Raw genomic sequence first — 13894 nt, 5'->3', positions numbered from 1 at the left:
CTTCCGAAGTACTTACAGCCGCAGGTTGGCTCGTACCTGCGCGAGGATGTTTCGACAATGACCAACCACGAGGATCGTTTGGGGTCTGCCCGCAGGTACGAGCCAACCTGCGGCTACAACGCTTCGCGTTAGAGTCCCTAGGTCGACGCTCGCTACTTGACTTCTTTCGTTTCTCCGATAATCGTCGCGTCGAACGCGTCGGCGCCGGCGAATGGGACGATCCACTTTTTGACGACCAGTTTCATCTTGAGCACTGCGCCGTCACGGCCGATCCACCAAGTACCGTCGGAGGTGAGGTCCCCTTTGTCTTCTTTCTGGGTGCTTATGACCTTAAGCGCTTCTTTCCCACCCACCTTCTCGACTTCTTTGGCTTCGAAGGTGTAGCTCATCTTCTTCGCGTCCTTCGCTTTGGGGGTTAGGTCTAGAGTCCATTTATCACCCACCTTGACCGCCTTGTCCGGGTAGCTGAAGCTGAAGATGGAGAGGAAGCGGCGGTAATCGTCGTCCGCGGGGTCGAGCGCCTCTCGAATCGATCCATCTTTGGCGACGGTCGCCTGCCAATTCGCGGGCAGCTCCTGCTCGTTGCCGTCCATTTCGACATGCTGCCACTCGATTTTGGTCTTCCGGTCGCCGTTCTCCGCCGCCTCACCGGGTGTGAAGAGCATGTCCATCTTCGCCTTATGCTGATTGCCGCCCAGATCGGCGTCGATGTCGAGCTTCCAAGTGATCGTCTTATCCTTGGCGAAAGTTGGCTTGATCTCCCAAGCGTCTTGACGAGGAGCGACGAGAAGTCCGGTTACAAGAAGGGTCGCGATCATTGTTTTGTCACCTGCGTTCTGGTGCCGTAAACGTACGACATTCACGTTAAGTTTCGCTTGGCCGTCAAAATGGGGAAGTTAGCTGGCGAAAGCCTTGGATGTTACTAGCGAAACGAGCGCGAGCTTTAGCTCGCGCTCCGTGGAGGACGCGACGTAGATTCGGAACTTCGAATGCGGGTATAACTATCCGCTGAGGTCACCAGGCCTGTTTGCCGTTGACTGGAGCGTCTTAAGGGGCGCTGCATTGAGCGGCCGACCTGCCTCGACCTCAAGACTATCGAGGCTTAGACACTTTACGCATGCCGCTGAATCCTGAATTGAAAACGAGCACGATCGCCGAGTACGCCCATCAACCGGGTGATACCGGTTCGACTGAAGTACAGATTGCGATCCTGCAGGCGCGGATTCTGCAGATCACGGGTCACCTGAAGACCCACAAGAAGGATTTCCACTCTCGACGAGGGCTCCTTCTCCTGGTGGGCAAACGACGCCGTTTGGAGGCTTATCTCCGGAACAAGGACGTCGTCAAGTACCGAGAGCTGATCAAGAAGCTCGGCATCCGCGAAGTCAAGCCCCGGTAACGGAGGCAACTGAATGATTCATAGTCACGAATTCGAGGTGGGAGGGAAGACCCTCTCTCTCGAAAGCGGTCGCGTCGCCAGGCAAGCCGGCGGCGCTGTTTTGCTTGGAATGGGCGAAACTGTCGTCCTCGGCGTCGCAACGATGTCCGAGAAGCCCCGAGAAGGGCTAGATTTTCTTCCGCTCGTCTGCGATTACGAAGAGCGCAAGTACGCCGTGGGCAAGATCCCGGGCGGATTTATCAAGCGGGGAGGCCGACCGAGCGAAAAGTCGATCCTTACCAGCCGCCTTATGGACCGGCCGATCCGGCCGCTGTTCCCCAAGGGACTTCGACACGATCTCCAGATCATCGCGATGACCTTCGCGGTCGATCAGGAGTGTCCTCCCGACGTCCTCGCCATCAACGCGGCGGGCGCCGCGCTTGCGGTAAGCGATCTCCCGTTCAACGGCCCGATCGCCGGCGTTCGCGTCGGCCGGATCGACGGTGAGCTGATCCTCTTCCCGAGCATCCAGCAGATTAAAGAGAGCGATCTCGACCTCGTCGTCGCGGGCCACAAGGGCGCGATCTCGATGGTGGAAGCCGGCGCGAGCGAAGTTACCGAAGAAGACATGATCGTCGCGCTCAAGTTCGCGCACGATGCCATCAAGGTCATCTGCGGCGAGTTCGAGAAGTTCGCGAAGGTGGCGGGCAAGCCGCGACGAGAAGTCGCGCTCCACACCATCGACGAGGGTCTCAAGAAGACCATCAAGAAGGATGCAGGCAAGGATATCGCCAAGGCGCTCCTTAACGGCGACAAGGCGGTTCGCGAGTCCGCCCTTGACGACCTCAAGAAGGACGTCGTCAAGCAGTTGACGCCGAAGTTCGAGGACAAGCCGGAGCTTCTCAAGCAGCTTCCCGAAGCGGTCGATACCGTGGTCAAAGGGACGGTTCGCGAGCTTATCCTCGAGAAGAACAAGCGCCCGGACGGCCGAGGTCTCGAAGAACTTCGCCAACTCGAGGCGATCGCCGGCATTCTGCCCAAGGTGCACGGCTCCGGCCTCTTCACCCGCGGCCAGACGCAGGTCATGACGGTTGCGACGCTCGGTCTGCCGAACGATGCGCAGACGATGGACGGCATCGAGGAAGAAGAGCCGAAGCGCTACATGCACTTCTACAACTTCCCGGCTTACTCGGTCGGTGAAGTACGACCGATGCGCGGCCCCGGCCGACGCGAAGTGGGTCACGGCGCGCTCGCCGAGCGCGCGCTTCGTCCGATGATTCCGCTGGACGACCCGAATTTCCCCTACACGCTGCTCCTCATCTCCGAGGTTCTGGAGTCCAACGGTTCGACGTCGATGGCGTCGGTCTGCGGCTCCACCCTCGCGCTGATGGATGCGGGTATCCAGATCAAGGCGCCGGTCGCCGGTATCGCGATGGGTCTCATGTCCGACGGTAAGGTCTTCAAGGTCCTCACCGACATCATCGGCATGGAAGACTTCTGCGGCGATATGGACTTCAAGGTCGCCGGAACCCGAGACGGAATCACCGCGCTCCAGCTCGACACGAAGCTGGACGGAATTCCGGATGAGGTTCTCGCCCGAGCCCTCGCTCAGGCAAAGGACGCCCGGTTCAAGATTCTGGACGTCATCGAGGCCGAGATCTCCGCGCCGCGAGAAACGGTCGGCGATAGCGCCCCGACGGTTACCACGATCAATATCAACCCTGAAAAGATCGGCGCCGTCATCGGCCCGGGCGGAGCGGTTATTAAGAAGATGACCGCCGAGACCGGCGCTTCGATCGACATCCAGCAGGATGGCCGGGTGCTCGTCGGCGGCAGCAACGCCGCGGCGGTGCAGGACGCGATCGCTCGCATCCGCGCACTGACCGACGAAGTTGCGGTCGGAACCGAGTTCCGAGGCCCGGTCACGCGGATCATGGGTCGTGGCGCGATGGTGGAGTACATCCCCGGACGCGAAGGAATGGTGCCGAAAGAGCACCTCACCACCAAGCAGTTCGGCCGGATCGAGGAAGTCGTCAACATCGGCGACGAGCTCAACGTCAAGGTGCACGAGGTCGACGGCATGGGCCGAATCAACCTCACCGCCCTCGGCGTGAAGCAGACGCTGGCTGGTCTCGAGGATAACGAGACGGCGACTCCCCCGCCTCCCGGGCAGGGTGGCGGCGATCGCGGTGGACGCGGTGGTCGCGACGGCGGCCGAGATCGAGATCGCGGCGGCGACCGTGGTGGTCGTGGCGGCGGTGGAGACCGAGGCGGCTATCGCGATCGAGATCGCGGCGGCGACCGAGGCGATCGTGGTCCCCGACCGGATCGCGGCGATCGTCCTCCCCGCGAGGAAGCTCCTCAGCGGAGCGAGCCGGTAGCCGAGTCGGTCAGCGCCCCGGAAGTTCCCAGCAGCTTCCCGAAGCGCGATCGCGGCGGCGAGGATGACGACAGCATGAACGCCCGCTTCCGCCCCCGGCGGTAGCGTCGGAGCCCCGCCCATGCTCCTACGGCCCACTGAGTTTCTCAGTGGGCCGTTTTTGTTCCTTACGCTTCCCAAAAAGATTGCCCGAGTAGCCTCGGGTGAGGGGATCGAGCCTTAGCTGGCAATAGCGTTTACCGCCCTTCTCGATGAGGAGAGTACGAATGAATCCATGCCGGCTAATCTCGCCCGGCTCGCCCTCTCGGGGAACCGGAATATCCGCGACGAGGGCTAGATTCGAGCCGTCAAATCTCCAGATTTGGTCGTTGCGGCGGAAGTAAATTCCCCGGTCCGTCCATTGAACCAGGTATTCGACATACGGCTGCTTGGTCGACCGGTCGATCACTCCCGACGGCAGGAGACGGACGAGTTGGCTTGCCCCTCCTTGCCAATGCCGGGTCCAGATGCCGATATCGTCGGCGCAGAGGGGCGGGCCGAAAAAATCGGATGCGGGTTTACCGTCGAGTGTCGTGATCTCGCCGCCATGCTGCCTTCGCATGAGATGATCAGACCAGACATCGTGCCCGTCCAAGGCTCGCAGCCTTAGCCCACGAAGCCCCGATGCGTCGCCGAAATCGAGGGGGAAATCTTCGTTCTCGGTGTAAACGACCACGTTTCCCTTCCATGGGAAGTCTTTGCCACCGGGCCACGGGAAGTTGTTCTCCTCCCCTTTCGGCATACCGAAGTGGTCGAAGAGTTTGGCCTTGCCCTTGTCGAAGAGGCGAATCGACTCGCCGTCGATCGTCGCCACCCCGTAATCGTCCTCGATGCGGCGATTGGCTAGTAACGCTCCGTTGCCCGCGTCGAACGTTGAGACGGTCTCGTAGTAGCTCGAGTCCTTGGTGAGTCGGGTGACGACCACGTGGCGGCGGTCGGCGAAAACCCCGGTGAGGCGGATGTATGTCTTGGTCTCAATATTCGGGAGGTCGACATGCCATTTCTCGCGGCCGGTTATCGGGTCGAGCCAGGTGATCGAGGTGTCGGTGTATGCCACGATCCCGTCGCGGAAATCGAAGCACCTAATCGCTTCATTCTCCTTCTTGGCCGTCCAGGTCCAAGGTTTCGAAGCTTGGATGGGGCTGATGTCGATCCTCGCGTTTCGCGGACCAACGATCGAGGCTCTGACTACGGCAAAGGCGATCAAGGCAAGCACGATTGTCTAACGAGTCGCCAGCACCAGGGTCACGGAGGAATGCAACGGCACCGTTTCCGGTTTAGACAAAGAGGTGCGGCACGAACCGCGACAGATTGTCTGTGATTAGACCATCCGACTCGCGGATGCCGATTCCTCGCGCGATTCCGTCGATCACCCAGCTTCCAATGACCGGGTGGTTCCCTTCGAATGAAGGTAGGTCGAACCGTTGCTGGTAGACGAAACCCTCCTCGCCGTACCCTTGGTCCTCGCCGGATTCTCCATCTGATAGGGTGACGTTGGCTCCCTCTCGGCCCAGGATTGGCTTTCGCACGTGGCTTGTCATCTCCCGCGGACCATCCAGGTACGCCGGCAGTAGGTAGGGGTGGTTGGGATACAGCTCCCATAACACCGACAAAATCGCTTTGTTGGAGAGGATCATCTTCCAGATCGGCTCGATCCATTGGGTGTCGGACATGGTTTGCAACGCTTGAGTGGCGAAGTTGTCGGCCATTAGCCACTCCCATGGGTAGAGCTTGAAGATAGTCCAGATACGGCGATCATGCATGTCGACGAAGAACCGGTTCCGCTCGTCCCATCCGATCTGCTCCATGAGCAGCCCCTCGGTTTGAATTCCTGCTTCGTGGGCGGTGTCGCGGAGGAGGGAGATGGTCATGACGTCCTCGAGCGAGTCGGAACACGCGAAGTGGACAATGGGACCCTTGAGGTGCCGGTCCCGTCGGAGCTCGCCCCATAGCTCGACGAGCCCCTCCCAAATGGAATTGAACTGGTCCCCTTCGGGAAAGCGCTCCTCCAGCCACTTCCATTGGATAACCGCCGCCTCCAACAACGCGGTAGGGGTGTCGGCGTTGTACTCCAGCATCTTGGGCGGGTCGACGCCATTAAAGGCGAGGTCGAACCTTCCGTAAAGCGACGGCGGCTCGGCTTCCCAGGCCCACTCGATAGAAGGAATCGCATTTAGCGGGATCGCAAATTCGGCATATCTCTTGTGGTCGATAACGTGCTGGACGGCGGCGAGGCACATCTCGTGCAATTCGTTCGTTGCGGTCTCCAATACATCGACCTCGCCTGCCGATAGTCGGTAGTAAGCCGACTCGTTCCAGTAGGGAAGGTCCCCTTCGGTGTGGAAGAGCAGCCCAGCCTGCTCGACCTTTGCGCGCCAAAACGAGCGGGGATCGATCCCAATGCGCTCCACGGCTAGCCGAACCCGCCGGAACCGCTGCCGCCGAAGCCGCCACGCGAAATGGTGCGGCCACTTGGGGTCACGACCTCCGCGTCCGAAGAGGGAGAGGCCGCGAAGCCACGGAGCACATTTCCTTGCATCGACCCGCCATATCCCCAGTGCGGGGTGCCGTAATAGTGGATTCCGGAGGAGCGGTACATTCCGGGCTGGTCGCAATATTGGTCGGGAAGGACGTTGCCGGAGGCATCGACGCATCTCCGGATCTCCGTCGGCCCGGCCGACGAGCACCCGGCCACCAACGAGGCGGCAACCGCGGCGACGAAGACCGCGGGCACGGATTGTGAACGCTTCACGCCCCCATCATACGATCGAACGGCCTTTCAGGTTGATCTTCTTGCGTTCGCCGTTGCGATCCAGCTCCAGTTTCCATTGCTTGTCCGGCTCCCGGAAAAGCTTCTTAAGCTGATACAGCTCATAGGTTTCCGCCGGTTTGCCGTCCACCTGGACGAGAACGTCGCCCACCTGGATGCCCGCCTCCTTGGCCGGAGTTCCGTCGGAGACCCACATGACCCGGTAGGTTCGGAGGTTCTTCCCCTCGGCCGTCATGAGGAAGCCGGTCTGGTCGCCCGGAAACGGCTTGATGAACTCCTCGTTCGCCTGAAGATACAGCTTCTTCCGGGAGTAGTCGAAAGTGACGTCGAAGCGGCGCATCACGTCGCCGCCTATGAGGATGTCGTACGCCGCTCCGGTGCCGAGGGCTCCGCCGTTGCTCAGCTCCATCGAGGCGACCGGCCGATCGAGCTTGAATCCACCGAAGCTGAGGGAGCCAAGCCGTCCCGGACGGCCGGTCGTCGCGCCGCCGACGCCGGCCCCGGAGGGTGCGATCGGACTCTTGGGGAAATGGCCGTCCAGCTTCTGCGCCTCCATTAGACGGCCGGTCAGATTCACGCTCGAGCCCGCGCCTGTGTCGATCACCGCTTCCACCGGAAGCTTGCCGATCTCTGGTACCTCGATTTCCGCGTCGATGTGCGGATGGTTGCCTACCAGGCGGATCGACAGTTCCTTCCCCTTGCCGGTGTAGGTGTATCCCTCGGGGTTGAACAGCCTCACCTTGCGATTGGCATAGTCGATATTGACGACGTACTTTTGAAAGAACTCATTCCCGACTACCGCCTCGAGGGGCCTCCCTTCCAGATAGGCGAGCTGTTCCAGCGGGATACCGATGATGATCGGTTGGTCGATCTTCGTTCCCGCAAATCGGACCTTGAATCCTTGAAGCATCTGCGCCTGGATCGGTTTGGCCCCCGCGCCGGTTACCGGCAAACCGCTCTTATTCCGAGGAATGTTCCACCGCTCGGCAATTCCCGAGTCGAGAACCGACATGCCGGCTCCGGAGTCGAGCAGGATCGAGATCGGCCGGTTCTCCGCCTCGCCTTTCAAATAGATGTGGTTGCCGACCAGCTCGAACGGAAGCTCGGCGATCGGAGTCTGGATCGGCGCCAGGCCGAGGAGAAGGGCGAGTGCGAGGTGTGGCACGAGAAAGAATAACGATAAAACTGCCAGTTACGTTACTGTATGCCTTCAAATGTGAAGGGGGACTGACCAACATGAGGTTTTTCCTTGGTAGGTTCCGACGTCAGTTCTGTTCGCTAGGCGAGGTCGCACGGCGAGCCGTCGTGGTCCCCGCGCGGAACCAGGCGAGGAAGAGGAACCAGGTCAATAGGGCGGCAATCCCAAGAAAGAGAATAGATGCGTTGACCTGCATGAAGCCGCAATCACCGTCGAAGCCGCTGATCGTCCAAGCGGGATGAAGGGCGAACATCCCCGCCAAGTTCCAAAAGGTCCCCGTATCGAGCCGACGGGAAATCGTAAGCCGAAGGGCGACCAAGAATAGAAGTCCGATAGCACACGCGCAAACCGTCGCGAAACGCTGATGCGCCTCGATCGTTCCCATGACGTCGGGTCCGGAGCATGCCTCGGCAGAGGTAGCCGCGAGAACCGTAGCCAATACAAGGGCTCTCTTCATTCCGTGGGAATGATACAACGAGCCCTTAAGCAGCTAACTGGGTTCGGATCGTCCTTCAAAGACCGGTCCCTCGGCTGGCATGAAGGTGCCGGATCGGCGCAGTTCCACTCGGACTCCGTCGCCGAAGCGACATGTCAGTACCGTGTTGAGAGGGGTCTTGGTGTCTTGGATTCGGATTGTGAGCACGTCGTCCTCCGTCCAACGAGCCCACGTGGCAACCGGCCTCGGTTCTTTGGAATCGAAGGAGGTCTCCCCGCGGACGTAGTCGCCCAATCCGGCCTCGATAACGTGTCCCAGAGCGTGGACCCGGCAACGGTCTCCGATGAACTGGAACCGATAGGTTCCGCCATCGGTGTCTTCGTAGGTACGTCCTGAGATCGTTTCCGATATCGGGGAGAATCCGCCTCCCATCGGTGGGTGCATGTACAGGTTGTCGAGGTGATTCTGGAGAGTTGCGTGGGCGATGGGGTCTTCTGGCAGAGCTTCTCCCAAGGCGGGCAGAAGGTGAGTCCAGAACAGGTTCAGCAGCGCCTGGAGGTCGTCGGCCCTCGCAGTGGTGACGAAGACCGCGTCCTTTTCCGGGACGACGATGCAGTTCTGGCCGAACGCCCCGTCGCCGCGATAGGCGCCGTGGCGGCAGCGCCAAAACTGGTATCCATACCCCTGCGCCCAGTCGGAATTCGGATCGTCGCCGTTCGATACGTGCGGCCAAGATGCCTCGTCAACCCATCCCTCTGGGAGCAACCGCTTGCCTTCCCAAACCCCGTCCTGAAGAAGGAGCTGCCCGAATTTCGCGATCGACTCGGTTGTTATGCTGAGTCCAGTTCCGCCGAGGTCGGTGCCGGCGGGGTCTTTCAGTGAGGTCGCCTCATCGATTCCGAGCGGATCGAACAGCCGCGGCCGAAGGTAGTCGGTGAGATTCTCGCCGGAGACGCTCCGCAGGATGCGCGAGAGCATGTAGGTGGCGCCGGTGTTGTAAACGAAGTGGGTCCCTGGCTCGTGTTCGACCGGAATCGCGAGAAATCCTCGAGCCCAGTCGTCGCTATCCCACATGAGAGGCCCGAAGGTGTCGGCGGCGTGGCCGGAAGCCATAGTGAGCAGATCCCGAACCCGCATCGCCATCAGATTCTCGCTCGGGATATCGGGCAAAGCCTCGGGGAAGAAAGTGACGACCTTATCGTCGAGCGTCAGCCGCCCTTCCGAAGCAGCCAAGCCGATCGCGGTGGACGTGAAGCTCTTGCTGAGCGAATAGAGAAGGTGAACGTCGTTTCGCCGGTACGGATCCCACCATCCCGCGGCGGCCACTTTGCCGTGACGAAGGACCATCAAGCTGTGCAATTCGATGTTCGAGTCGGCGGCCGAGTCGAGAAGCGCGCTGATCGCGGCAGAGGGAATTCCTAGCGACTCGGGGGAGGCGGGGGCCATGGGGACAAATTACCCTTACAAGGGCGGAGGGCGGAGGGCGGAGGGCGGAGGGCGGAGGGAAGGGAAGGTGGCAGTGGCGGTTGGTTAGGCTAGGTAGCCGGCGCGTTCGGCTTCGGAGAGGAGGAGCATTACTTCTTGGTCGGTGGTTTGGGTGAAGTTTTCGTACCATTCGCCCACGGATCGGAAATCTTCCGGGGAGTGGAGGCAAACGACTTCGTCGACGTGGGAGGCCAGCAGCTCGGCGGCTTGCTGGGAGCATACGGGCGCCGCTAGGATGAGCTTTTTCGGAGATTGACGCCGGACGTATTCGCATGCGGCGACGGCGGTTACCCCGGTTGCCAAGCCGTCGTCGACGACGATGACGTACCGATCGGTTAGGATTGGTGCGGGGCGGCCAAGCCGGTAGGCGGCTAACCTGCGCCGCACCTCCGCTTCCTCCGATTCCGCAAGACGGTCGAGATCCCGGTCGAGCAACCCCAGCGCCCGAACGGAGCGGATGTCGAAGAACCGTCCGCCCTCCGGACCCACAGCGCCGATTCCGACTTCGGGAAAGTTCGGCGCGCCGACTTTCCGGGCGACCAGCACGTCGAAGTCGCCGCCAAGCTCTTTGGCAACCGCCGCTGCCACCACAACGCCGCCACGGGCGAGGCCGAGGGCGATCGGGTGGAGCTCTCGGTAGGAGAGTAGGCGCTCCGCGAGTCGCCGTCCGGCGTCCGTTCGATCTCGGAAAAGCATGGCTTTTCTACGAAATGCGGTCCTCTTTTATTCCCACGCGGCCGGCCGGGAATGCAACAATATCCCCGTCAATGGACGACCTCGAGGCCCGGCTAAGCTATGGGGAAGTCACGCGAGGCGATCTCGACGATCTGATCGCGATTCGAACGGCCGCGATGCGAGAAAGCCTCGAACTGGTCGGCCGGTTCGATCCGGTCCGTGCCCGAGAACGACTCGTACGAACCTTTCAGCCCGACCACACCCGATCGATCGACTTGGATGGAAAGCGGGTCGGCTTCTACGCGCTTCTTCCGACGGAGGAGGGGTTCCACCTGGACCACCTGTACATCCTTCCAGCATTCCAGGGGAGCGGCGTCGGATCCGCGGTGATGGCTCACCTCTTCGACTTGGCGAAACAGAGGAGCGGCTCAATCCGACTCGGAGCGCTGAAAGGAAGCGACTCCAATCGTTTCTACCGAAAACACGGTTTCCGGGAGGTGAGCCAAGACGAGTGGGATATCTACTACGTGTATCCCTAGAAGGGACGGCCCCCAGGGGAAGGAGGGGGCGCCTGATGGGAGCGCGGGGTCGCGCTCCACAATCGGTTAGTCGTGGTTGCGATGGCCGCGAGAGTGGCCCCAATCGCTGTTACCCGGCCCGCGATTCGAGCGGGAATCCCGGTCGTTGTTTCGATCGGACCAACCGTTGTGATCCCGGCCATGCCCGTAGTCGTTGCCGTATCGGTTGCGATCGCGTCCGTTTCGGTCGTAGCCGTCCCGGTTATATCCATCGCGGTTGTAACCGTAGCGGTCGTAACCGCCGTTGTCGTAACCGTACCGATCGTATCGACCATAGCGGCTTTGCTTTCCGTCTTGATCGTAACGGTAAGCGGAGTACGCCGCGCCGGCTCCTCCCAAGAGCGCGAGGTTAGTGTCACCCTTGATAAGACCGTAGAGACCCACTGCGGCCGCGCCGATACCGATGTTCTTCCACTGGTTCTTCTGGGAATCTCGGTGTTGCCGATAGCTTTGTGCCGATGCCATTATCGGCATCGCGGCGGTGGCGGCGAGGAGACCGAGAGTGGCGAATTTGAGAAGCGTGTTTTTCATTTCGTCTCCTGGAGCTCTAAAGGCCGTTGCCCCGTCTCCGTGGGATCTACTTTTTCAAACGCGCGAGAAGACCCGGTGTTCGTATCCTTGGCACATTCTAAGGTCGGCGGGTAGGACGTAACCGGGGTGTTTGATCCTGCTACGGGGGCCAAGGGCATCGCTGCCCCTGGCCTTTTTTACGCGACCAGGATGTTGGTGAGGTTCATCGGCTGGGAGCCGATGCTACGGCTTGGTAGTCCGTGCCGGGGATCAGTTGATGCCTTTCGACTTCAGGGCCTTCGTGATCGTATCGACGATCTGAGGGCCTCGGAGGGTGGTTTCGTTGGCGATGATCTTGCCGGTGTCGCCGTCGACGAGAATCACGAACGGGATGGCGTGGACGCCGTACAACTTGGCCACGCGCGCGTCCCAGAAGCCGCCGTCGTAGACCTGGTTCCACGGCATGTCGTTGTCCTTGGTGAACTTGGCCAGCTTGGGGCCGTCCCCTTTCTGGTCGAGGCTGATGCTGAGGATCTCGAATCCCTTGTCGTGAAGCTGGGCGTACGCTTTCTTTACGTTCGGGAGCTCCGCGACGCACGGTCCGCACCAGGTTGCCCAGAAGTCGAGCATAACGACCTTGCCCTTGTAGGTGGTCGGGAAGTCGATCTTCTGTCCGGATGTGGTTTCGGCTTGGAACGGCAGAACGTTCTTCCCGAGCGACACGTCCGGCGGCAATGGCACCTCCGCTACCTCCTCGTCGCTCTTCACAAGCTGAAGCGAGGAGCCGTCGGTCGCGATCTTGCCGACCTTGTAGGTAGTTCCGTCCAAGTTGAACGGCTTCGATACGTCGAACATCTCTTCCTGCATAAAGCGGCCGTCCGCGTTGCGGTCGATCAGCAGGGAAGTGCGCGCCCCTTTGGCGGTGGAGGCGAAGTTTCCGGAAGCGGTTTCGTCGGAAAGGATGACCGGGTAGGTCTTACTTCCGAGCTTCATTTCCCCCTTGACCGCGTAGTCGCGATAGTAGAGGATCGTGTTCTTGAACTGGGGTCGATCCGCCGGATCGAAACGGTAAGCGGAGAGGGTTACCGGGCGAACGCTGCCTCCGATCATGAGCGGCACCTGCATGCTGCCCATGTAAAGCTTGTTGGCTTGCTGCTTCCACTCGGGCGCTTTGTCGTTCGTCAAGTCGCCATCTCCGTTGGTGTCCACGAACAACCGGGCAGGCTTTCCGGCCGGTTCGTCTAGGATGAGGCAAACCTTCTTGCCGCCGATCGCCAATGTGCCGTACTTGGGGCTGGTCAGTCCAGCCGGGAGCTTCTTGATTCCGGCGGGTCGCACGAAGGAGAGTTGCAGACGCTGCGGCATGTAGTAGCCGATCTTGCGCATCGCTCCATCCGCCATCGGCTGGAACTTAACGTTGACATCGCCGGGGCCGCCGAGGGCGAGTCCGCTGATGATGAAAGATAGGAGGATCATGATCTCTTCATTGTAGATTGAAGTTCTTGGATCGGTTGAATCTACAATCTCACCCGTGCATCGACCGACCGTTTTTCTCACTCCGGACTTACTCATCGAACGGCTGGGGGTCCGCGTAACCCTCGCCGTCGAAGTCTTCCAACGGACCGGTAGCTTCAAGTTTCGGGCGGCGTACAACGTCGCTAGAAACGTTTCGAACCCACACCTGCTGACCGCCTCATCGGGCAACTTCGGTCAGGCGTTGGCTTTGGCGGCCAAGCTGACCGGGAAGGGGTGCACGGTGGTGATGCCGGCCACCTCCTCGGCGGTAAAGATCGAATCGGTGCGAGGTTACGGGGCAACCGTCGACCTCATCGACACCACTAAAGTCACCCGAGAAGATCGGGTGGCGCAGCTTGCGCGGGAGAACCCGGAGGCGTACGTCGCCAGCCCATTCGACGATGAGCTTGTCGTGGCCGGCAATGCCTCCTTGGGTATCGAGATCGCGACGCACGCTCAGGCGTTCGATTTCGTCGTGGCTCCGGTCGGAGGGGGTGGCCTCGCGGCGGGATTGGTGCGAGGGCTATACGAGGGCGGCTCGGCGGCGGATGTCGTCGGCGCCGAGCCCGCGTTGGGAAACGACTTTGCCCGTTCGATGCGCGAGGGGCGGCGGCTCGCGAACGAACAGGAGCCGCAAACCCTTGCCGACGGCGCTCGCACGCGGCAGGTTGGGGTTCTTAATTGGGAAATCCTCTCGCGGTCGATTCACGAGGTGATCGAAGTTCCCGAGGCGGCGATTCGAAACGGCGTGCGCGACCTGTTTCGGCTGGCGAACCTTAAGTCGGAACCTACCGGAGCGCTGGCGGTGGGCGCGGTGGCAACGCGCCCCGACCTCTTCGCGGGGAAGAATGTTTGCTGTGTCGTTTCCGGAGGAAACGTAGACCCTGCGCTATATGCCGAAGTCATCGCGTCGGCATAAGAATTCCCGGC

14 protein-coding genes are annotated in these 13894 nt (G+C 60.9%); 4 read left to right on the top strand and 10 right to left on the bottom strand.

Translation table 11 applies throughout. From position 1 onward, the window contains the following. Positions 1-152 precede the first annotated feature (152 nt). Positions 153-818 carry a hypothetical protein gene (locus OP10G_RS03580; protein ID WP_025227249.1) on the bottom strand — a complete coding sequence of 222 codons (666 nt, stop codon included), beginning with the start codon at positions 816-818 and terminating at the stop codon, positions 153-155. Between the two features lie 299 nt (positions 819-1117). Here OP10G_RS03580 and rpsO point away from each other — a divergent pair, with 299 nt between their 5' ends. Together rpsO and OP10G_RS03570 are read left to right on the top strand one after the other, a co-directional pair. Further along, complete coding sequence (rpsO, locus tag OP10G_RS03575; RefSeq protein WP_025227250.1) at positions 1118-1399, top strand: 30S ribosomal protein S15; 282 nt, start codon at positions 1118-1120, stop codon at positions 1397-1399. A gap of 13 nt (positions 1400-1412) precedes the next feature. Beyond that, a complete protein-coding gene (locus tag OP10G_RS03570) occupies positions 1413-3863 on the top strand; it encodes a polyribonucleotide nucleotidyltransferase (protein WP_025227251.1) in 2451 nt (816 codons plus the stop codon). 22 nt (positions 3864-3885) lie between these two features. On the opposite strand, the gene OP10G_RS03565 is transcribed toward OP10G_RS03570, so the two are convergent. From OP10G_RS03565 to OP10G_RS03535, 7 genes are all read right to left on the bottom strand, one after another. After that, positions 3886-5013, bottom strand: coding sequence for a hypothetical protein (locus OP10G_RS03565; RefSeq protein WP_025227252.1), 1128 nt, complete (start codon positions 5011-5013; stop codon positions 3886-3888). A gap of 61 nt (positions 5014-5074) precedes the next feature. Continuing rightward, a complete protein-coding gene (locus OP10G_RS03560; RefSeq protein ID WP_025227253.1) occupies positions 5075-6208 on the bottom strand; it encodes a glutathionylspermidine synthase family protein in 1134 nt (377 codons plus the stop codon). Positions 6209-6210: 2 nt separating this feature from the next. After that, positions 6211-6549, bottom strand: coding sequence for a hypothetical protein (locus OP10G_RS03555; protein ID WP_038472452.1), 339 nt, complete (start codon positions 6547-6549; stop codon positions 6211-6213). A gap of 7 nt (positions 6550-6556) precedes the next feature. Beyond that, entirely contained in the window at positions 6557-7732 is a 1176-nt protein-coding gene (locus tag OP10G_RS03550) for an aspartyl protease family protein (protein WP_025227255.1), read from the bottom strand. Positions 7733-7832: 100 nt separating this feature from the next. After that, entirely contained in the window at positions 7833-8222 is a 390-nt protein-coding gene (locus OP10G_RS03545) for a hypothetical protein (protein WP_025227256.1), read from the bottom strand. A gap of 33 nt (positions 8223-8255) precedes the next feature. Beyond that, entirely contained in the window at positions 8256-9647 is a 1392-nt protein-coding gene (locus OP10G_RS03540) for a serine hydrolase domain-containing protein (RefSeq protein ID WP_025227257.1), read from the bottom strand. A gap of 84 nt (positions 9648-9731) precedes the next feature. Beyond that, on the bottom strand, positions 9732-10382 hold the full coding sequence (locus OP10G_RS03535; protein ID WP_025227258.1) for a phosphoribosyltransferase: 651 nt from the start codon (positions 10380-10382) through the stop codon (positions 9732-9734). 71 nt (positions 10383-10453) lie between these two features. On the opposite strand from OP10G_RS03535, the gene OP10G_RS03530 reads away from it, so the two are divergent. After that, entirely contained in the window at positions 10454-10900 is a 447-nt protein-coding gene (locus OP10G_RS03530; protein WP_038472444.1) for a GNAT family N-acetyltransferase, read from the top strand. Positions 10901-10966: 66 nt separating this feature from the next. Here the strand turns inward: OP10G_RS03530 and OP10G_RS03525 are convergent, their stop codons facing one another. Together OP10G_RS03525 and OP10G_RS23885 are read right to left on the bottom strand one after the other, a co-directional pair. Then, positions 10967-11470: a hypothetical protein gene (locus OP10G_RS03525; protein WP_025227259.1), complete on the bottom strand. Its 504-nt coding sequence runs from the start codon at positions 11468-11470 to the stop codon at positions 10967-10969. A 249-nt stretch (positions 11471-11719) separates the two neighbouring features. After that, on the bottom strand, positions 11720-12925 hold the full coding sequence (locus OP10G_RS23885; RefSeq protein WP_025227260.1) for a TlpA family protein disulfide reductase: 1206 nt from the start codon (positions 12923-12925) through the stop codon (positions 11720-11722). A 55-nt stretch (positions 12926-12980) separates the two neighbouring features. Between OP10G_RS23885 and OP10G_RS03515 the strand changes: the two genes are divergently transcribed. After that, on the top strand, positions 12981-13883 hold the full coding sequence (locus tag OP10G_RS03515; RefSeq protein ID WP_025227261.1) for a threonine ammonia-lyase: 903 nt from the start codon (positions 12981-12983) through the stop codon (positions 13881-13883). Positions 13884-13894 lie beyond the last annotated feature (11 nt).

Source organism: Fimbriimonas ginsengisoli Gsoil 348, assembly GCF_000724625.1.
In the GTDB taxonomy this organism is placed as follows: domain Bacteria; phylum Armatimonadota; class Fimbriimonadia; order Fimbriimonadales; family Fimbriimonadaceae; genus Fimbriimonas; species Fimbriimonas ginsengisoli.
This window is presented reverse-complemented; position numbering and strand designations above follow the sequence as displayed.

What these genes read in the sequence shown, in the direction of transcription:
- OP10G_RS03580 (WP_025227249.1), bottom strand. Translation starts at nt 818, where the DNA reads ATGATCGCGACCCTTCTTGTAACCGGACTTCTCGTCGCTCCTCGTCAA.
- OP10G_RS03530 (WP_038472444.1), top strand. Translation starts at nt 10,454, where the DNA reads ATGGACGACCTCGAGGCCCGGCTAAGCTATGGGGAAGTCACGCGAGGC.
- OP10G_RS03535 (WP_025227258.1), bottom strand. Translation starts at nt 10,382, where the DNA reads ATGCTTTTCCGAGATCGAACGGACGCCGGACGGCGACTCGCGGAGCGC.
- OP10G_RS03545 (WP_025227256.1), bottom strand. Translation starts at nt 8,222, where the DNA reads ATGAAGAGAGCCCTTGTATTGGCTACGGTTCTCGCGGCTACCTCTGCC.
- rpsO (WP_025227250.1), top strand. Translation starts at nt 1,118, where the DNA reads ATGCCGCTGAATCCTGAATTGAAAACGAGCACGATCGCCGAGTACGCC.
- OP10G_RS23885 (WP_025227260.1), bottom strand. Translation starts at nt 12,925, where the DNA reads ATGATCCTCCTATCTTTCATCATCAGCGGACTCGCCCTCGGCGGCCCC.
- OP10G_RS03570 (WP_025227251.1), top strand. Translation starts at nt 1,413, where the DNA reads ATGATTCATAGTCACGAATTCGAGGTGGGAGGGAAGACCCTCTCTCTC.
- OP10G_RS03540 (WP_025227257.1), bottom strand. Translation starts at nt 9,647, where the DNA reads ATGGCCCCCGCCTCCCCCGAGTCGCTAGGAATTCCCTCTGCCGCGATC.
- OP10G_RS03525 (WP_025227259.1), bottom strand. Translation starts at nt 11,470, where the DNA reads ATGAAAAACACGCTTCTCAAATTCGCCACTCTCGGTCTCCTCGCCGCC.